The sequence below is a fragment of the Pseudoalteromonas sp. OF5H-5 genome (genome assembly GCF_021530695.1).
In the GTDB taxonomy this organism is placed as follows: domain Bacteria; phylum Pseudomonadota; class Gammaproteobacteria; order Enterobacterales; family Alteromonadaceae; genus Pseudoalteromonas.
In genome coordinates, this window is the sequence record NZ_JAKGBF010000011.1 from 1 (window position 1) to 20,066 (window position 20,066).

Consider the following 20,066-nt stretch of genomic DNA (forward strand, 5'->3'; position numbering starts at 1 on the left):
CTGTTTTGACTTGTTCTATGAGTGGGTTCATGACTTACCTCCAAGTTATGGGATAACCTCAAGGTAAGTGTGGCTCAGTTGGTGAGAGTAGGATCTCCGCGTAGCGGCTTAGTTCAACAATTTAATAGTGCGCAAATCGCGCATATTTCTGATTTGCAATCGCGCACTTTTATGATTGATTTAGTTTTAACAAAATTGATAACTCATTGCCAACATTATTAAAAGTTCAAGTTACGGTTTTTTTGAGAAAGATAAAAATGCGCAACTTGCGCATTTTCTTGAATATGGGGGAAATAGCTCTACTTGTTAATTCTAGTTTTTCTCTCAAAGCAGCAAATTTGCCTGCAAGCACCAAACAAAACTGTCAGCACCGTTTTCCTCCCTCATCACACCCGAAAGTAAAGTGCCAATAAGTCATTTCAACGCATGGATGCGTGAAAAGCGGTGACAGGGCCAAGGATGGCCCTTACACAGCGGTGACGTTCATATTGGCAATTTATTTGAGGAGTCAGTGTGATGTTGGGAGTGCCTTTTCCTTTGCATACTTTTCTTTGGGCATCAAAGAAAAGTATGTCGTAGCCCATGGATGGGCGTCGAAACTAGTCAGGAGGACATATTAGCCTTACCCTCCTTGGCTTATATCAAAGCGCATCCATGCGCTCCTCGTTCATTCTTTTGAAACGACGCAAAAGAACGAACCAAGAAAACGTCGCCCCAGCATCACACTCAATCCTCAAACCCTAAGCCGATATAGTGCAACCGTCTTGTAAGGCACGTCCCTATACCAGACAAGACTTGGCCGACATCCTGTCGGCACATTGCATATCAGCTTATGCTTTTCGGGTGTGATGGAGGGGGAATCGCGCTGTCTGTTAGTTCTGGTTTTATCTCCTGAAGCAGCTAAGTCGCTTACAAGCACCACAAGAATTTATCAGCGCCTTGTGTCTCCCTCATCACACCCGAAAGTAAAGTGCCAATGAGTCATTTCAACGCATGGATGCGTGAAAAGCGGTGACAGGGACAGGGATGTCCCTTACACAGCGGTGACGTTCATATTGGCAATTTACTTGAGGAGTCAGTGTGATGTTGGGAGTGCCCTTTCTTTTGCATACTTGTTCTTTGGGCATCAAAGAAAAGTATGTCGTAGCCCATAGATGGGCGTCGAAACCTGTCAGGAGGACAACAAACCAACACAGCGAGATTCAATACCTCCCAAAACAAAATCTTAACAATTCAGTGATGTAGATTTCGCCAGAACCCTGTATTATAAGCCAGTTAAAAGCTTTGGAACGGGTGCGCCTGTAATTGAAGCGAATGGATACTAAAATCAATAACTGTGCTTATGGAACTTTTTGCGCGAATGGAATGATATTATGATCAAGAAAACCGCCATCATCATTGCAATATTGGCTGCTATTAGCGGCTGTAAATCGCTGGTTTATAAAGGTAATAAACTTTACGAAGCAGGAATGTACCGCCAAGCTGCTGAATACTACTCACAAGCACTCGCGGAAGACCCTGAGGATCTTGAAGCGAAACAAGGTTTAACACTGGCGCGAGATAAGCTTATAGATAAAGGTCTTATCGATGTCCGTATGCTGCGTTTGGCAAATAACTACACCGCAGCTGCAACTAGGCTAGAAGAAATCGTAAAAAACCAAGCTCAATGGCAAATGAAACCGAATGGCGCAATGGCAAATACCCAAAGAGAAGAGCTGGATTACGTGAGGCAATGGCTACTCGACGAAGCCCGCTCGCTATCAAACACGCCCTATCCCGACAAGTTTAAGCTGTTTGAACATAATTATCGCCATCTGATCAGCAATGCGCAATTAGCAAGCGCCATGAGCACCCACTATGACACGCTAAGAACGCAAGCGCAGAAAAAGTGTGATGAAATTGCAGGACAAGTCAGCGGACAGCGCTTCTATTTAAAAAGTTTTACGGAAAAATACTGTTTAGCGTGGCAAACTCCAAAGCGTTTACGTGTAGATAACCAAGATAAAAGTCGTTATTTTGCAATGAACATAAGAGATCGTGTTGATATTGGCTTGCGCTTTGGCAACTCAATCAGAGGACAATACAGTGCATTTATCTCAAGCCTAAATACGGCATTTAATAATAGCCTCTGGTTTGATAGCGAAGGCAGTAAACAGCTTTCATTAGAACTATACGTTGATGCGGACTATTACCGCAATAGCAACCAATATATTCAGCGTAAGCATTATCAGCAGGAAGTTGAACGACCAGACCCAAATAATTCAAATAACACACACACTGTCGAAGTCACACGAGAATTTACTTATCCGGTGACCATCTATGATGAGAAATTTGATATCAACGTTAATTATGAGGCGAGTTTAGCCCATCGTTATATCAAAGGTAGTGCAAGCGATAGTAAGCATAATAAAACACGTGCACATCAGGCTGATTTTGAGCAACTTGATATCACCCCGCTGTCTCCCGACTTTCTTAATCTTTCACAGATAACAGAAAAGACCTTTGACGAATTACTCAAAAAGTTCTCTCAAGATCTTACGCTGACTTGGAAGCAAAATTACTGTGGGCAGGCACTTGGCACCAATAAAGGTGAAAATATTCTACGCTGTGCCAAGCTTGAACCTGAGCATGACTATATCAACCGTTGGTTTGACCAGCACTTTGGGATCAAGTACTCAGAAATGACGACTTTATACGGTATTTGAGGCTCAGAATGAGTTTTGAAACTCGCCAAAAAGCCGAAAAATGATTATATTGTGCCAACTTTATTTGTATTAGGAATTAAGCTATGCCAAAGGCAAGTGAAATAAAAAAACATGCCGCGATCGAGTATAACGGCCGCGTAATGATTGTTCGTGACATTGAGCGCTCAGTGCCACAAGGTCGCGCTGGTGGTAGCCTATACCGTATGCGCATGTACGATGTAGTAGATAACTCTAAAGTAGATGAAACTTTTAAAGCGGAAGAGATGCTGACACTTGCAGATCTTAACCGCCGCCCTGCAATGCTTTCATATGTAGATGGTGATGAATATGTGTTTATGGATGATGAAGATTACACGCCATACCACCTAAATAAAGAGTCTATTGCTGAGCAATTGCTATTTATCGATGAATCAACGAAAGGTTTATCTATCGTCGTGGTTCAGGGCATGCCTGTTTCTATCGACTTGCCTTCAAGCGTAGAGCTTGTGATTGAAGATACTTCACCTTCAATCAAAGGTGCATCTGCAAGTGCTAGAACAAAGCCAGCGACATTAACGACAGGCCTTGTTGTTCAAGTTCCTGAGCATATTTCAAGCGGTGATAAAATTAAGATCAACACTGCTGAATCTAAGTTCATGGGCCGTGCAGAATAACTCCATTGCACTTTTGATAGCGAGCCGTAGTGCTCGCTAGCGTCTAAAAATCCCCAAGTTTTCTTTGCAGCAGTAGTGCCATTCTATAATTTTGGCCTTACTCTTAAAAATCGCGCGAAACGCGGTTTACCAAACTTAGTATATCCTTGATATCGATAGGTAATTTGGCTACCAATCGGTGGTGGTGATGCGCGCTCTTCGTCGCTAAACCCCGACCCAACTTTAAACTCCATACCTTGTTCATCTCTCACCAATAGCGATCCCATCATCCCTTGGTACTTTCCCTTACCGGGTAAATGCTTAATCACGATGGCTTCGTCATCAAGGTACGGCTTGTATTTTAGTACGTTGGTTGTTCTTCCATCTTCGTGCTTGGCATTTTTAGCATGCAAAATAACCCCTTCACCGCCTCGCTTTAAGACACCATGATAATAGTCGTTTAGCTCATCAACGGAGCCAAATGATAGCTGCTTGACGGGTTTAATGTGTGATAACTCAATATGGCTTAGTAGGCTTAAGTAACGCTCATGACGCTGAGAGAATATTTCTGTAGAATTTGGCGCATCAAATACATAATAAGTCACTTGACGCCAGTGTTCATTATTAGGCGAATGGCGTCTTGCTATCGCGCTCACAAAAGCGAAGTTATTGTACCCAGCCCACAACTCACCGTCTAACCATGTATCAGGTAGCCCTTGCGTAAACCAGTCTGGCGCCTTAATTAAGTGACCGCCACGCGTACGCAGTTGCGAGCCATCCCAAATGGCCCTAACACCATCGAATTTTTCACTAACAAGATAATTAGAAATATCTTCGTCGCCTTGATATACCGAAGCGAGCTGGATTTTTGTGTGGGTTTCATTTCCATAAAGGAGATTGGAAAAACCTAATAATAGACAGAACAAGAATGGTACATATCGCATAGCATAATCCTTTGCAGTGGATAGTTAAGACCAGTGCCCTGTACTAATACCGATTGGCATACTCTTGAGCCGTTTAGAGTCACTGATATCAAAAGTTAACAAATTTCATGCTTAAAGATTGCATAAGAATCGACGTTTGTAAAATCGAATAGCTTTGACTAACAGTCCCTGTTTATACCAATTGCTATTACCTTTCAGGGCAAAGCCAGTCAAAAACCGCTTCGAGATCGATAAATGAATGATCAGCAAGACTTAAATCTTGTTTATTAGAGTGTATATTTGGTACGACAACCGCAGTTAACCCAGCTTCCTTGGCGGAGGTTAGTCCTGTGCAGGTGTCTTCTATTGCCACCGCTTCGTGTGGCGCAATGTTTAGCGCAGCGAGCGCCTTGCGATAAGGTTCTGGATGAGGCTTCGGCTGTTCGACATCGTCTTTGCACACAATGACAGAAAATAACTCTAATAACCGATAGTGTTGTAAAACAGGAAGCGCTTCCGCTTTGCTACTTCCTGTTACGAGTGCGATTGGACAACGCATTGAGGTTAATTCAACGACTTGCTTTGCAAAATGCATCAATCTAGGGAGAACTTCCGCAGCGGTTGCGACAAAGACGACATTTTTTTCATCACATAAATCGCGGGCAGAAGGCGCAAGTTGGTGTCTTTCTTTGAGTATATGCGCGGCTTTAAGCGTTGGTACACCCGAAAACTCATCACAAAAGTCATGCTCCGTATAAGTAATCTGATACGGGGCTAACACCTTCATCCAACTTTGGTAATGGAGTGCTTCTGAATCAACTAATGTACCGTCAAAATCAAATAAAACTGCCTGAAAACGCATTTACACTCCTTAATTTGGTTGTATTAATTAACCGTTGATCCCTGCTGGTGGCTCAGCAGTAGCTTCTTCACCGCTATCAACTTCAACTAATGTATAGCCTCGTGGCTGTCTAATCACTTTTAGAACTGGCTTATCGAAAGCTGACTTCAGTCTATCTGCATCCGCTTGCAACTCTTCCATCGAACGGCCAAAAGGTGCAGCCCCCGTTTCAGACCAATTCGTTACCTTACCATTTAAGTTATATTCCACTTCATGGATTTGATATAAAGCCGCTTCGTCTTTTGTTGCTTCACAATATATCACTCGATAATTCCAAAAACCTGACATATCCACTCCTAACATAAAAATTTCATTAAAAAGCCCGCTTAATGCGGGCTTTAGTTACTCTATTATAATCACTGTAGCGTGAATTAGAAGAATTTCACTTTGAATTCAGCACCAATGAAGCGCGCTTCATTTAGCATACCGGTGTTGTTATTGAAATCTACACCACCGATAACCACTTGCTCGTCAAATAGGTTACGAACAAAGGCTGACACTTCATATTCGTTATCGCCTTCAAACCACATATAACCAGCACGAAGACCTGTTTCAAACAAGGCTTCGCCTTCAAATTCTACTGATTTGTATAAGAAGAAGTCTACTTCACTACGGTAAGACATATCACCATATACAAAGAACTCGCCATCTTCTAACTCTTTGGTGTAGCGAAGTGTTGCGTTTGCAATCCACTCAGGAGCGTGAGGTAGGCTATTACCATCCAAAATTGCTCGGGCCTCTGGGCCGTTAGCGCCCTCAACCATATAGGTCGGATCTGTAACGGTACACTGTGCACAAACCGCAACTGCTAAGTTTTTATCTTCCAACTCAGTTTTGTTATAGCTTAGGTTAAACGTTGCATTTAGCTCGTCAGTTAACACCCACTCTGTATCAAGTTCGAAACCATAACCTGTTGTTTTATCAGCATTCACTAAGCGGTTGAAGTTTGAGCCGCCACCTACAGCCGTTAGCTGTTGGTCGTCCATCTGATAGTAAAATACCGTCGCGTTTACACGACCTTGGCCATCAAGTACGTCTGACTTAATACCAGCTTCAATCGAGTTGGTAGTTTCTGACTTAGCAACAGTTACTTCATCACCGAACAAAATACGGCCTTGAACACTTGGAGCACGGAAGCCGTTAGCAAGACGACCAAACAAGTTTACGTCATCAGTTAGCTTGTAAGTGGCACTTAAATCCCAGCTTACATGGCTATCGCTTGGGTTAGCGGTACCATCAAGTACATCAGGAGAGCCATTCCAAGGTGTTGGGTTTTTAGTACGTTTAGCGTAAAACTCTTTCTCATCGTCAGAATAACGCAAACCAGCTGTTACTTTTAAGTCATCAGATACGGTGTAATCAAAAGAGCCGAATACCGCCCATGCTGATGTATCTTGATCTTGGTAAGCGTAACCGTTTTGCACGCCATACTGGGCATACGCAGCATCATAGCCATTCGTATCGAAGCTATAGCTTTCAATCATGAGATCTTCTTCAAATAAGAAGAGACCTACCTGATAGTTATAGTCGCCTGAAAAGTTGCTTGATAAACGAAGTTCTTGCGTATACTGGTTGTGCTCAGGAATAACATCAGCTGTTTCAGAAGTGAAAATAATCAAACCAGGACCTGAAACGCCAGCATTATTTGGGCCGTAACCACCGTCAACGTCTGCACGAGAATAGATTTCAGCACTTTCCCAAGCTGTAATTGACGTTACAGTATGCTCAGGTAAATCCCACTCAAGCTTTAGACTCAAACCTTGAGTTTCAACCTGTTGCGTTGAGCGAGAGGCTGCATCGTGATATACCACATCGTTGTCATACAATGGGTTAATGTTGTTTGTGCCAGCTTCAATTAAATTTGCGCGAAATGCAATTGGGCGACCATCTAAATCACGGTAGTGGTAGTTAAGTAGGCCGTTAAAATCATCGCCTTCATATAGGAATTGAACACGAACGGCTTGCTCGCTGTAACCACCTAGAGAATCTTCTTTTTCGAAACCCGGCGCTTTTACATCGATATAGTCTTCTTGTTCCTGCCACAATGCAGAAATACGCGTTGATACACGGTCAGTTACTGAGCCGCCTACTGCGCCTTCAAAGTCTACCGCACCGCGGCTACCATAAGAAACAGCAGCATAGCCATCAAACTCTTGGCTTGGTCTAACTGTGTCAAATTTAACAAGACCTGCTGGCGTATTGCGACCAAATAGCGTGCCCTGAGGACCACGTAATACTTCAATACGTGCAATATCGAATACAGGGAAGCCTTTTAGAATAGGGTTTTCTTGAACCACTTCATCAACAACCAAAGATACAGGTTGAGAAGCATTTAGATCGAAGTCTGTGTTACCTAATCCACGTACGTAAAAACGTGGGAAAGTACGACCAAACGAAGATTCTACCGATAAACTTGGGATCTTCGCATTCATAAAGCGAATGTCCATACCCGCTGAGCTGTAAGCATTCAAGTTATCACCTTGGAGCGCTGAAACAGACACAGGTACTTCTTGTGCGTTTTCAACACGTTTACGTGCGGTAATTTGAATAACTTCTAGTTGATTTTTTTTGGCTTGCTCTTCTTCAGCAAGTGCAGAAAATGAAGTACCTGCCACAGCAGAGAACAACGTAGCATTAATAAGGGTAGCTAACGTAGATCTTTTCATTGCTTTCATGTTGGTTTTCGACCTTTTAGTGCACTCTTTGTTCAACGGTTTAAAATTTGGGCGCCGTTTCACTTAGGCGTGAACGTTCAATTTTTCGCGATTTGAATATAATAACGCGGACCTTACAGTCGAGAGTGCGATACAACTTTGTAAGGCTGAACGAGACGGCGGTAATTATAGCAGGTAATTTCTACTTTGCTTTATAAACCGAACTAAAAAATCAATTTTTTTGCAACTTTCAGCGACGTTAGCTGACAGTTTACAACATTTAGCAACAAAAAACACAAAAAAGCGGACAATTGTCCTTTAAACTTAATAGTATATAAGTTCCAAAAAACCACCTTTACCGATAACAGAACCATAACACAGCGGTCGAAACTGTGCCGGTTACCTAAACAATACAAATTTGCGCCCAAACAAACGTATTGGCCATATCGGAAACCATGATTGCAATGCCAATGATATGACACCGGTGTAATGATAAAGTTCAAACAAAATTAAAAAGAGGACATTAGACCGATTAAAGGGAAGTTTTAGCCTTTCTATGCCAATTATGAATAAAAAGCTTAAGGTAACTGCATTGATGTAAATTCGGCGCGTCCAGTCTGTTCATTGTATTCAATTATAGCTACAGCAGCAGTCGAGAAGATAGGCATCGTATCAGGACACAAACGATCGACTAAATAGCTGACAATCGGCATATGTGCAACCAAAATCCAAGTTTGATATACGGGATACATAGACATAAGCGTTTCTAGATAATCGATAGCTGTGTGTGCTGAACCACTCGGCACTATGTCTGAACAGGTTTCAATAAATTTGGGAGTTTGAGGTGCAAGTACTTGCTCCGCTGTTTGTTGTGCTCTGACGAAGGGGCTTACAAGCGCAGCATCTATCTCAAAGTATTGTTTCAACCACTCGCCTACATCCTTGGCTTGCTGTAGCCCCTGTTCGGTTAAGTTTCTACTCGCATCATCAGCCTGCATAGGTTCAGCCTCACCATGACGCATTATTAAGATAGTCTTCATACTGTTCAGCACCTTCTATTTATATCATCCTACATATATTTACTTAAGCGCGATGAGATCCGCATTTAAACTATTGTCGCTAATGGTCTTTCCCTTTTGTACCACTCACAACATCGGATCTTATGCTTGCTGACTTCTCAATATATGCAGCTGGATATTATTTTCTTCTAAACCGGTAGCTATCTCACTGGTTTGTTCGCTATATTAAAACAAATGAAGGATTAACATGAAATGAAATTCTAATTACCTTCAGTTATCTTTTAACTAATTTATCGGCAGCAGCATATTGAAACTGAGTAATAATGATAGTCGGCAGTACCAATTACTAACACTGGACAATGGTCTTAGAGTCTTGTTGATCAATGACGATTCAACCGCTAAGTGCGCCGTATCATTAACCGTTAATGTTGGTCACTTTGACGATCCTGAAGATCGCCAAGGGATGGCACACTTTTTAGAACATATGCTGTTTCTTGGTACTGTTGAACACCCTGACTCTGGTGGGTTTTCTCAATTTATTAGTCAATATGGTGGTCAAAGCAACGCATGGACAGGTACTGAGCATTCAAGCTATTACTTTGACTGTGACGCCGAACGATTAGATGAAGCATTAGCGCGTTTTAGCCAATTCTTTGTATCTCCTTTATTGAGTGATAGCGACACAGAAAAAGAACGAGAGGCGATTGACGCTGAGTTTAAAATGAAAGTCAAAGATGATGGCCGTCGCATCTATCAAGTTCATAAAGAAACCATCAATCCTAAACACCCATTCGCCAAGTTTTCTGTTGGTACGCGAGACACTCTCGCGGATCGTAATGGCAATATAGCCCGTGAATTACGCGCATTTTTTAATAAGTATTATAAAGCTCAGTGGATGACACTAGTTGTTGCCGGACCACAACCGTTGACAACCTTGGAATCCTACAGTTTACCGTTTGCGAAAATAATTGGCTCCAAAGAAGAAAAACCAGCGATACAAGTTCCGATGTATCGTGAATGCGACTTGCAATTAGAGTTAAAAATCAAACCCCGAAAGCATATGCAAAAACTTATTGTCAGTTTTGCTATGCCCAACCCTACAGATTTATACCGCCATAAGAGTGTGAGCTTTTTAGCCCATTTGTTAGGGTATGAAGGTAAAGGCTCGCTGTACTCTATCCTCAAGTCACAAGGTTGGATCAATGCACTATCGGCTGGTGGTGGGATCACGGGTAGTAATTTCAGAGACTTTAACATCAGTTTTGCACTTACCGATGAAGGGATTGAATACTATGAAGACATAGTGGAAATGCTATTCGAGTACATAGCTTTAATTAAGCAAAATACCGCCGCACTACCACGCCTTTACCAAGACAAAAGTACTTTACTGGATATCGCGTTCGATAACCAAGAAGTTGGCCGCATGTTAGACTGGGTAAATTCAATCAGCGTTAATATGCACCACTATGAGGAAGAAGATTTTCTCTATGGTGATTATCGCATGGATGGCTTTTCTCAAGAGCAACACGAAAAACTACTGATGCATTTGTGCCCTACCAATATGCGCCTTGTGCTTATCCACCCTAATGTAGAGGTAAATAAAAAGGCCAAGTGGTACAACACGCCATATAGTGTCTCGCCGATAGCTACAGACTGGATTGAGTCTCTTTATAATGTGCATATGCCTTTGCCACAAATGTCACTGCCATTGATTAATCCATACCTTAGCGCGAAAAATCCACTTCATGATATAGAGAGCGAGCAAGATACGCCGATCCGCCTTGCTGATCAGCCTGGATTTGAATTTTGGTTTAAACAAGATCTGACTTTTAGAGTTACCAAGGGGCATTTTTATCTCGAAATAGACTCCGCCCCGTCCGTCACCTGTCATAAACATATGGCACTATCTCGCCTGTTTGCCGATCTCTTTATGGATGCTGTTGCAGAGCGTTTTTATAGCGCAGAATTGGCAGGCCTTAGTTATCATATTAATTCTCATCAAGGAGGCTTAACCCTGCACACTGCAGGACTTACAGGTAATCAAATTACCTTGGTTTTAGAGCTAGTCGAGGCGCTACTGAACCAACCTATCCATGCAGCTCGCTTTGCAGAATATAAAAAGCAACTTATCCGCCACTGGAAAAATCACAATAAGAATAAACCAGTGAGCGAACTATTTAGCAGACTTGGGGCTCACTTGATGCCATGGAATCCAAGTCCTGAAGATTTAGCCAGCGCACTTAAAAGTGCCAGCTTTAACGAATTTCAATTATTCAGAAAGCAGTTTTTTTCAGCCATTCACGTCAAAGCTTTTATGCATGGTAATTGGCAACTAAAACATGCTGAAAAATTAAAAACATCAGTACACGGGCTGTTTTCAAGCAGCGAAATCTTGGAAGATCTGAAACGTCCCTTAAACGAGTTGACGCAACTAACGGAACAACATATCGAACGTGAAGGCAGTGATTATGCCTTCATTGAATATTTTCAATCACGTACCGATTCTGTTGAAGAAAAAGTCACCATGATGGCGGTTAATAACCTCATAAATCAAGATTACTTTGAACAGTTAAGAACGAAGGAACAACTTGGTTATTTGGTTGGCGCTGGATATGCACCATTCAATACACGTGCGGGTATCGCTTTTTATATTCAATCCCCCAACTTTGATAGTAAACACCTACTTACAAGGCATGCTAGATTTCTTAAACAATTTGCAAAGCAATTACATCAGTTAGATGAGAAAAGTTGGCAGCGCTCTAAAGAAAGCTTGTTGTTACATATTTCGGAGCAAGACAAAAACCTGAGGCTAAGAGCGCAGCGTTTGTGGATTTCAATTACCAATGACTTTCACCAGTTTGATATGCAACAAAGATTAATCCAAGCTTTGGCCGATTTGGAACTAGAAGACATCCTTGCCTATATAGATAAGATGCTAGAGCCAAATGCTCCACGATTGATTTTAAAGTGCAATTAATGCTTTAGTGTAAGCAAGGAGCGCTTATCAAGTTTTCAGATACCTAATAAGACTTTCCTCACCTAGCGCATCCATATAAGTCTCAACTGAAGCTCAAAAAAATGCGCAACCATATTCGTTAGCGCAATGAATTTCATCTGAAACTTTGTTTCGCTGTTGTGAAAAACCGCAATTAACCTGAATTTACCCTTAATCAACGTTTTCCTTTTGACTACTACAATGGCTTGATTTAGATTAGAGATTGCAGTTATGAATTACGCATAATATGAGCCTAAAAATAAAAACAATAACAATCAATGCACTACTTTTATCACTGACTCCGCATGTAACTTACGCCAGTGAAGCAAGTGTATTAACTGGTGCCCAGTTAGCCTGGCTTGTACCATGCGTGATTGCTCTGCTCAGCATTCCTTACTTAGTTTGGTCGAATCACCAACTCAAAAAGTCCACTCTTCAACTTAAGCACTCAGAACAACGATTTAAAAGTACGATTGAAGGCAGTGGCGATACACTATGGGACTGGAATATTCAATCAGGTGAGATTGTTCGGATCAACGACAAATACGGCATGAACTCTGCCAAGCCTGGCGGCATCATCCCCAACCAGCATAGGATCCATCCGCAAGACCTATTAATCGTTGAAAAGCTGATGAAACAGCATTTCGCAGAAAAGACACCTTTCTTTGAAGCAAGCTATCGTATTAAAGATGAACTAGGTCAGTATCATTGGGTGTTAGACCGAGGCAAAATTATCGAGAAAGATGCCAACCTCAACCCCTTAAGAATGACAGGTACGGTTCGCGATATTAGTCACTTCAAGAGTACCGAAGAAAGGTTAAATCTGTTTGCAAAATGTGTTGAATCACTTACTGACGCAATCGCAATTTACGACAAACATTATAATTTAGTCGACCTAAATCCAAGCTACTTGAAGCTATTTGGTGGTCAACGGGAACATTATCTGAATAAGCACTTTAACTTACCGGGTTATGATCAGAAGTTTGTCGCCCAAGTAAAAGCTCAGCTAAAGCAAACAGAGCATTGGCAAGAAGAACTCAAACTTCGTAATGCAGCAGACGTACTCTTGCCTATAGAAATTACGATTGACGAGATTAAAAATAATCACGGCCAGATCAGCAACTATGTGGTTGTTTACTCAGATTTAACCGAACGTAAGAAAGCAGAATCACAACTCCACAATTTATCAAATCGCGATCGTACGACAGGTCTCCCCAATCGCAACCTGTTCTTTACCAATCTACAAAAGCTATCGTTACAAGGGGCGCATCATGCCCTACTTGTCTTCGACTTAGATAACTTTAAAAAGATCAACGATTCGCTGGGCCACCAGTTAGGTGATACGCTACTAGCAAAACTAGCAATGCGGCTAAATAAACTTGCTCGCCAACAAGATACCTTTTACCGGCTGGGTGGTGATGAGTTTGCATTGGTAATTTCAGGCACCAATGATATTCACACTATTACACGTACTGCAAAACAGTTTCTAGCTGCGATTGCTACGCCTTTTAAAATTGCTAACCACGAGTTAGTGATCACCTCTTCTGTTGGGATTGTACTATGCCCTGAAGATGGTAAGTCTCCTGAAAGCCTGCTGAAAAATGCAGATACCGCTATGTATCATGCCAAGCAAAAGGGTAACCATTATTTATTCTTTAATGATTCAATGAATGAGCAAGCGGTTAAACGTCTGCAAATAGAAAACTTAATGCGTTATGGCCTCAAAGAGGATCACTTTGTTGTCTACTATCAGCCAAAAATGAACATTAAAACCGGCGAACTGGTTGGTATGGAAGCGTTAGTACGTTTCATTACCCCAAAAAAGGGGGTGATAAGTCCTGGTGTATTTATCCCCATCGCAGAAGAAACTGGACAGATCATCGAAATTGGAGAGGTCGTTTTAGACAAAGCATGCCGTGATGTGAAGCGCTGGATTGATAAAGGATTGTTTAATGGCAGAGTTGCGGTGAATTTATCAGCAAAACAGTTTAGCTTGCCGGATTTGACCACTCGTATCGACATTATCTTGCAAAAAAATCAACTTCCTTCTTATTTTCTTGAGTTAGAAATCACAGAAGGAACGGTGATGGACGATCCAAAAGAAGCAATTTCGATAATGCGCTCCCTCAGTGCTAGAGGAATACACTTAGCCATGGATGACTTTGGTACTGGTTATTCATCACTGGCTTATCTCAAGCAATTTCCACTGAATACACTCAAGGTCGATAAAGCATTTATCGATGACATGGGTAACGAGCGCGGCAGAAACATGGTGGACTCTATTGTCACTATCGCGCACAACTTAGACCTTCATGTTGTCGCAGAAGGTGTTGAAAATGAAGAGCAACTCAATATTTTAGAACAGTTAAACTGCCAAACAGTTCAGGGCTATTACTATTCAAAACCGCTTTCAAGCAATGAATTTGAGCAATTTTTAAAGCAACACACCCCGAGTGAAAAACCAAACCTACAGCTCGTACAATAGCCTTATTTCATTTGACCTAACTACGTTTATGCTTTCCAACTAACTAAATTTGCGCATCGACGCATCCACGCTCTGCGATAGTGCACTCGAAAAAGAACCAGCGCCGCGGGACCTGCCACTAAAGCCAAACTTAACCAGCGTTTTCTCGGCATTCCAGTCCACAGAGTTTGAAGATACATTGCCATCGCACATAAAGCTGAAATAATTCCAAAAGCCACTGATACACCTCGGTTTTTTAATTCAAAAAGAAAACTAAAACATTCTTTATTGGGAAAGAAACATCACATTTCGATACTATTTACTAATGCGGGCGATGAGTCTACACAACGTTCAATATTTAATCAATGAAGAAATTATTGTTGCATATTTTTGTATTATTTAATTTAATAGCGGACTGTTTAGAGGTATAGCATTGCACAAGGGGTGTTATGCCGTAACTTTCCTAATTTGGGAAATAGAGACAAGTGGGAAATTTTTTACGGTCAAATGCCAATGATTTCCTAGCTTAGTCCACTTAGGTTATGAGTGTATTTTTAGCGTACTGTGTTGAGCAGACTTTGTCCTTAACTGGAAATTAAAAGTTAGCTTTTCTAATATTGTAGACGACTGAAATTTTAGTGCTTTTACACACTGTACTTATTTTAATCGTCAACTGTGAGTTAAACCGATATAAAACGGTCAGTTATTCAATAATTGTCTGCGTTATAACGCCATAGTATAGACTTTCTGATAGTTTTTACTGATAGACGATTACAGTATTATCACAAGAGCTGCTAAACTTACTCTCATGTAGTATTAACTGTTACTTCAAGGACACGGGCTATGGATCAGAAAAGCGTACATGAATATTTGCAGGCCAAGCCTGCAACCTTTATCACTAAGCCTTTTGCGCAAGACGTAGATGTGTACAAAGTTCAACATAAAATGTTTGCAACTCTGACTGAGGGGAAAGAGGGGCAAGTAAATGAAAATGGTGAACCTGTTTGGTGGTTAAATGTAAAATGCGACCCTGACGAAGCATTATTGCTTAGAGATAAGTATTCGTCTGTTGTGCCTGGTTATCACATGAATAAGCGTCTTTGGAATACAGTCATCTTAGATGGCACTATTCCAGAAGACGAAATAAAGAAAATGATCGATGATTCTTATCAAATCGTCGTGGATAACCTACCGACCGCACAACGTGAAGAACTTGCTAGCAAAGTCACGCAGCGTTAATTAAAACGGCATTTAGGTAAACCTAAATGCCGTTTTACCTTTCTATATATATCCTCGCACTTAATCTCTATATTTAATGTCGATCAACTTGTCTTCAAATCACTCTGATAGTATACAAAAAGAATAACCAAGCAATGTTAGAGTGACGACATGACGAAAAGGATAGCAGTATTGACAAGTGGCGGTGATGCGCCGGGGATGAACTCAGCGATTAGAGCTATCACGTTAAGTGCCCTGAGGTCTGGATTTCAGTGCTTTGGCTTTTTTCATGGTTACAATGGTCTAATTAATCAAGAGTACACCGAGCTAAGTGCGGTTTCCGTCACCGATATCACCCAACTTGGTGGCACAATTCTAAAAAGTGCCCGCTGCCCTGCGATGCTAGAACCCTCAGGCGTGCTGCAAGCAGCAAATGCCCTGAGAAAGCTCCATATTGACGTACTTATTGTGATTGGTGGTGACGGCTCGTTTAGGGGAATGCAGGCGCTGGCAGCTCACTGGCAAGGTCAGCTAATTGGTATTCCCGGTACTATAGATAACGACCTTTCAGGGTGTGACAACACCATTGGCTTTTCCACAGCCATCAATACTGCCACCTCCGCAATAGATAAAATCCGTGATACCGCAAATGCCTTTGAGCGAGTTTTTATCACCGAGGTGATGGGTCGTCATAACGGGCATATTGCTTACCATGTAGGTATTGCGACAGGTGCTGAGGCTATCATTTCATTTGAAAATTGCACGGTAGAGAATACCTCTCAGGTCTTAGCTCATCTCAAAAATGCCATAGAGCAACAACATCAACACGGTAGCTTTTTGATAATACTGGCCGAAAATTTATGGCCAGGCGGCGCTCAAGCGCTTAAGACAGAGTTAAATAGCAATGACGATATCAATTGTGCACTTTGCGTGTTAGGCCATATTCAACGAGGTGGGGCACCATCTGTTGAAGATAGAATGCTCGCCACGGAATTAGGAGTAGCGGCCGTGGAAGTGATTAATGGCAGCATCAAAGCAAGCAATGATGCTGCGACGCCCGTTATGGTAGGAAAAATACATGGTGCAATTGTAATTACTGAAGTCGAGAAGGTGCTGAATATGGATAAACCAGTATCACAGGAATGGGTACAACGTTATCGGCATTACCTCGCCGAGCAATAAAAGCAGTGAGAGTGAAGCACATATTGATTATTCACTCTCACTACACCTTGTGTAAGCGCTAGCCAAACACGCTAAAAGCAGATTCGTTAAGCCACAGGTGACATAAAATGCTCGCGATATAACCAAGCAAGATCACAGGTGCCCACTTTAAGTGCCCCATAAAAGTATAATAGCCTCTAGCTTGCCCCATAAGCGCAACACCTGCCGCAGAGCCAATAGAAAGTAAACTTCCCCCTACCCCAGCCGTAAGCGTGATCAACAACCAATGGCCATGTGACATTTCAGGTTGCATCGACAGCACGGCAAACATCACTGGAATGTTATCGATGACCGCAGAAATAATGCCTAAGAATACGTTGGCATAGGTTGCAGACCATTCACCGTATAATATCTCTGACATTAAACTTAAATAACCGAGAAACCCAAGACCACCAACACACATAACGATGCCGTAGAAGAATAATAAGGTATCCCACTCAGCGCGTGAAACTTTGCTAAACACATCGAATGGCACAACACTTCCTAACTTCTCGAGACGCTCTTGATCCCCTTCTCTCTCGGCCATCGCTCGCTTTCTTGCTAATGACCCAGGCAATGTCATTCTTAGGAAGTAACCAAAAAACTGTAGGTAGCCCAAGCCCATCATCATGCCAAGAACCGGTGGTAAATGCAGCAAGCTGTGTGAAAGCACAGCGGTTGCGACAGTCAGTAGGAACAAAGTTAAAATTCTCAAAGCGCCGCGTTTAAGCTCTACTCTTTCGTAAACTGCACTGGGCTTTCTATCCGCCACAAAATAACTCATTACGAGTGCTGGTACGATGTAATTGACCAGTGAAGGAACAAATAGCGCTAAAAATTCGCTGAAATGTACCATACCAGCTTGCCATACCATCAAAGTGGTAATGTCACCAAAGGGGCTGAATGCACCGCCTGCATTGGCTGCTATCACAATATTGATACAGCTTAAATTGATAAACTCTTTGTCACCTTCAGCCACCTTCATCACCACGGCACACATCAGTAAGGCTGTGGTTAGGTTGTCTGCAATTGGAGAGATAAAAAAGGATAAAAACCCAGTGATCCAAAAGAGATTCTTATAGCTAAAACCCTTTTGGATCATCCACGCTCGTAGCGCATCAAAAAGGCGTCGTTCCTCTAGTGCGTTGATATAAGTCATCGCAACCAGCAAGAACAACATCAGCTCCGCAAATTCTAACAGATTGTGCCGAAATGCATGCTCGGTAACATCGGGTTGCCCCTGATTGACGTAATACGCCCCAATCATGAGCCAAATGACGCCTGCCGCCACGAGCACTGGCTTTGATTTTCGCATATGGAGTTTTTCTTCGAGCATTACAAGTGCGTATGCTAAAACGAAGACAACAATACAAACCAAGCCGAGTGTCGAGCTGGTAAGATCTAAAGTGCCTTGAGCCGCCAAGGCTGGTGATGGGATCACGGATATGACCCATGCGCAACAGAATAGCAGTAGTCCATTGATTTTCATTTTTTTGCCTATCGATGAGTGCAGAGGGATGGCATTTCAGCCAAACTCACTTTAGCATAGATAAAAAATAATCAGCATTGGACTGAAGTCTAAGGCATCCTGTTTACAATATTACAAACAGGCCCATACATCAGCAGTAGGTATTTATGCTTCAACTTTCGCAGCAACAACAAATTGAATTACAGCAAAAATTGAGCAACGAAGGCTTTGCACGGATTGAAAATATTCTAGACGATACAAACGCTCAACAACTACATGAGTGCCTCTGTAACCTAGACTACCAACTCGCACTTTTTCATAACGGGACAGCAAAATCAGTCAAAGACAGTGATATTCTTGCCTTAACACCGCAAGAGCAGCAAGCCTTGCTCGAAGATATACATAGCTATGCATCACGTGGCGTTGGTTTTATGTATGGCCGCCACTCCATAGAATCGACGAGCCCTGACGCGCTGAAAAAGCTCTACAATAACCTCAATAGTAGCGCTGTACAGTCCTGCTTTTCCGCGATATCTGGACAGAACATTATCCGTACCTCTGCCCAAGCAACACGATTTATTGGTGGTCAGTATTTAACGCGACATAATGATATTGTTGAAGCTGAGGGCCGGGTTTATGCCTATGTACTTAGCCTAAGCAAAAGTTGGCACCCTGACTGGGGCGGGCTACTGCAGTTTTTTGAACGTGATGGCACACCCACTAAAAGTTATGCACCTAAGTTCAATTCACTGGTGGTTTTTGATGTAAGTAAAATTCATTCTGTGACTTACGTCGCGCCATTTACAAAAGCGCCGCGACTTTCTGTGACTGGATGGTTTAGAACAATAGACACGTAAGCTCAACACGTATCTATTGTTCTAGATGTCTATGTTATTAATATTTTTCGCTTATCTTTTCAATGGTTAAGATCAGCGCAAGGCCTGCGATGGCAAGCGCAATACATGCCAACGTATTCGGGTCTTGACCATACAGCGTACTGTATTGTGCTGGCAAAATATTGGCCTGACTCAATGGCTTTTCTATACCACTGGAATTCACGTAAGTCGTAAGCACTTGTTTCCAAGGCCACAATAAATTAAGCGAGCCAAGTAAAAAGCCAGCTAGTAGCGAAAACGTTACTTGTTGATAGTGCGCCAATAGCCAGCTGAGTAGGCGCGAAAACGACATTAACCCCACAATACAACCTAGTAAGAATAGACTCACTAAGCCAAATTCAAGCTGGTTCACCGCACTGAGTACATGGCCATACATACCCAATAACAGTAGAATAAAGCTCCCTGAGATCCCAGGTAAGATCATCGCGCAAATGGCAATAGCACCTGAGATAAAAAACATCCAATGAGATGCTTGCGCTTCAGCTGGTGAAAGAGAAGTAATAGCAAAGGCCACGACAGCACCAACTGCGCAGGCGATAATATTTTGGCCGTTCCAATGAGAGACCTGTTTTGCAACATAAATAAAAGAAGCGACGATAAGACCAAAGAAAAATGACCATACCAATGTTTGATGTGCTTCCAATAAATAAGTGATCACCTTCGCCAAAGACGCTGCACTGATGAGCAAACCAGAAAATACCGCCAGTAAAAAGCTACCATCAATGTACTGCCACGTTGCTTTTAGGCCGTCACGACGCAAAGTGCTCAAAGCCTGTAAGTTCACACTTTTGATGGCATTTAAAAAACGTGCATAGATACCAGTAATAAAAGCGATAGTACCGCCAGAAACGCCTGGGACAACATCCGCAGCCCCCATTCCGGCCCCTTTTAAAAACATAAAGAGATAGTCTCGTTTGCTATCTTTATACTGCACAAATTTCTCCTTTCATTTCCACTGCCGAGCAGTTTAACTTAAAACGCTAAAAAATAG

The 20,066-nt window shown here is 42.1% G+C and carries 14 protein-coding genes; 7 read left to right on the top strand and 7 right to left on the bottom strand.

Going from position 1 to position 20,066, the window contains the following annotated elements:
* Positions 1-1,373: 1,373 nt before the first annotated feature.
* Together L1271_RS15885 and efpL are read left to right on the top strand one after the other, a co-directional pair.
* A complete protein-coding gene (locus L1271_RS15885) occupies positions 1,374-2,705 on the top strand; it encodes a tetratricopeptide repeat protein (protein ID WP_010606027.1) in 1,332 nt (443 codons plus the stop codon).
* An 83-nt stretch (positions 2,706-2,788) separates the two neighbouring features.
* Complete coding sequence (gene efpL / locus L1271_RS15890) at positions 2,789-3,358, top strand: elongation factor P-like protein EfpL (RefSeq protein WP_010606026.1); 570 nt, start codon at positions 2,789-2,791, stop codon at positions 3,356-3,358.
* 83 nt (positions 3,359-3,441) lie between these two features.
* Here efpL and L1271_RS15895 read toward each other — a convergent pair whose 3' ends face one another.
* The 5 genes from L1271_RS15895 to sixA all read right to left on the bottom strand — a co-directional run bounded on the left by L1271_RS15895 (position 3,442) and on the right by sixA (position 8,855).
* Positions 3,442-4,281, bottom strand: coding sequence for a DNA ligase (locus L1271_RS15895; protein WP_010606025.1), 840 nt, complete (start codon positions 4,279-4,281; stop codon positions 3,442-3,444).
* 187 nt (positions 4,282-4,468) lie between these two features.
* Positions 4,469-5,122 (bottom strand): HAD family hydrolase, encoded by a 654-nt coding sequence (locus L1271_RS15900; protein WP_010606024.1) that lies wholly within the window; start codon positions 5,120-5,122, stop codon positions 4,469-4,471.
* Between the two features lie 27 nt (positions 5,123-5,149).
* The gene (locus tag L1271_RS15905; RefSeq protein ID WP_010606023.1) at positions 5,150-5,449 is read right to left on the bottom strand and encodes a hypothetical protein; all 300 of its coding nucleotides are present in this window, start codon (positions 5,447-5,449) and stop codon (positions 5,150-5,152) included.
* A gap of 83 nt (positions 5,450-5,532) precedes the next feature.
* Positions 5,533-7,836: a TonB-dependent receptor gene (locus tag L1271_RS15910; RefSeq protein WP_235368273.1), complete on the bottom strand. Its 2,304-nt coding sequence runs from the start codon at positions 7,834-7,836 to the stop codon at positions 5,533-5,535.
* Positions 7,837-8,393: 557 nt separating this feature from the next.
* Complete coding sequence (gene sixA / locus L1271_RS15915; RefSeq protein WP_102057418.1) at positions 8,394-8,855, bottom strand: phosphohistidine phosphatase SixA; 462 nt, start codon at positions 8,853-8,855, stop codon at positions 8,394-8,396.
* A gap of 286 nt (positions 8,856-9,141) precedes the next feature.
* Here sixA and L1271_RS15920 point away from each other — a divergent pair, with 286 nt between their 5' ends.
* The 4 genes from L1271_RS15920 (at position 9,142) to L1271_RS15935 (ending at position 16,693) form a co-directional block, all read left to right on the top strand.
* Positions 9,142-11,811, top strand: coding sequence for an insulinase family protein (locus L1271_RS15920; RefSeq protein ID WP_102057419.1), 2,670 nt, complete (start codon positions 9,142-9,144; stop codon positions 11,809-11,811).
* 265 nt (positions 11,812-12,076) lie between these two features.
* Positions 12,077-14,314, top strand: a complete 2,238-nt coding sequence (locus L1271_RS15925; RefSeq protein ID WP_102057420.1) for a putative bifunctional diguanylate cyclase/phosphodiesterase — start codon at positions 12,077-12,079, stop codon at positions 14,312-14,314.
* A gap of 822 nt (positions 14,315-15,136) precedes the next feature.
* Positions 15,137-15,532, top strand: a complete 396-nt coding sequence (locus L1271_RS15930; RefSeq protein WP_010606018.1) for an MmcQ/YjbR family DNA-binding protein — start codon at positions 15,137-15,139, stop codon at positions 15,530-15,532.
* Between the two features lie 150 nt (positions 15,533-15,682).
* Positions 15,683-16,693, top strand: coding sequence for an ATP-dependent 6-phosphofructokinase (locus L1271_RS15935; protein ID WP_235368274.1), 1,011 nt, complete (start codon positions 15,683-15,685; stop codon positions 16,691-16,693).
* A 58-nt stretch (positions 16,694-16,751) separates the two neighbouring features.
* Here the strand turns inward: L1271_RS15935 and nhaD are convergent, their stop codons facing one another.
* Positions 16,752-18,200, bottom strand: coding sequence for a sodium:proton antiporter NhaD (nhaD, locus tag L1271_RS15940; RefSeq protein ID WP_029215836.1), 1,449 nt, complete (start codon positions 18,198-18,200; stop codon positions 16,752-16,754).
* Between the two features lie 146 nt (positions 18,201-18,346).
* On the opposite strand from nhaD, the gene L1271_RS15945 reads away from it, so the two are divergent.
* Positions 18,347-19,036 (top strand): 2OG-Fe(II) oxygenase, encoded by a 690-nt coding sequence (locus tag L1271_RS15945; protein WP_235368275.1) that lies wholly within the window; start codon positions 18,347-18,349, stop codon positions 19,034-19,036.
* A gap of 37 nt (positions 19,037-19,073) precedes the next feature.
* Here L1271_RS15945 and L1271_RS15950 read toward each other — a convergent pair whose 3' ends face one another.
* Complete coding sequence (locus L1271_RS15950; RefSeq protein WP_010606014.1) at positions 19,074-20,009, bottom strand: DUF368 domain-containing protein; 936 nt, start codon at positions 20,007-20,009, stop codon at positions 19,074-19,076.
* Positions 20,010-20,066: the final 57 nt, after the last annotated feature.

Bases quoted from the DNA above. Each gene is read 5' to 3' on its own strand.
- sixA (WP_102057418.1), bottom strand. From the start codon at position 8,855: ATGAAGACTATCTTAATAATGCGTCATGGTGAGGCTGAACCTATGCAG.
- L1271_RS15900 (WP_010606024.1), bottom strand. From the start codon at position 5,122: ATGCGTTTTCAGGCAGTTTTATTTGATTTTGACGGTACATTAGTTGAT.
- L1271_RS15895 (WP_010606025.1), bottom strand. From the start codon at position 4,281: ATGCGATATGTACCATTCTTGTTCTGTCTATTATTAGGTTTTTCCAAT.
- efpL (WP_010606026.1), top strand. From the start codon at position 2,789: ATGCCAAAGGCAAGTGAAATAAAAAAACATGCCGCGATCGAGTATAAC.
- L1271_RS15930 (WP_010606018.1), top strand. From the start codon at position 15,137: ATGGATCAGAAAAGCGTACATGAATATTTGCAGGCCAAGCCTGCAACC.
- L1271_RS15925 (WP_102057420.1), top strand. From the start codon at position 12,077: ATGAGCCTAAAAATAAAAACAATAACAATCAATGCACTACTTTTATCA.
- L1271_RS15935 (WP_235368274.1), top strand. From the start codon at position 15,683: ATGACGAAAAGGATAGCAGTATTGACAAGTGGCGGTGATGCGCCGGGG.
- L1271_RS15945 (WP_235368275.1), top strand. From the start codon at position 18,347: ATGCTTCAACTTTCGCAGCAACAACAAATTGAATTACAGCAAAAATTG.
- L1271_RS15910 (WP_235368273.1), bottom strand. From the start codon at position 7,836: ATGAAAGCAATGAAAAGATCTACGTTAGCTACCCTTATTAATGCTACG.
- L1271_RS15905 (WP_010606023.1), bottom strand. From the start codon at position 5,449: ATGTCAGGTTTTTGGAATTATCGAGTGATATATTGTGAAGCAACAAAA.
- L1271_RS15885 (WP_010606027.1), top strand. From the start codon at position 1,374: ATGATCAAGAAAACCGCCATCATCATTGCAATATTGGCTGCTATTAGC.
- nhaD (WP_029215836.1), bottom strand. From the start codon at position 18,200: ATGAAAATCAATGGACTACTGCTATTCTGTTGCGCATGGGTCATATCC.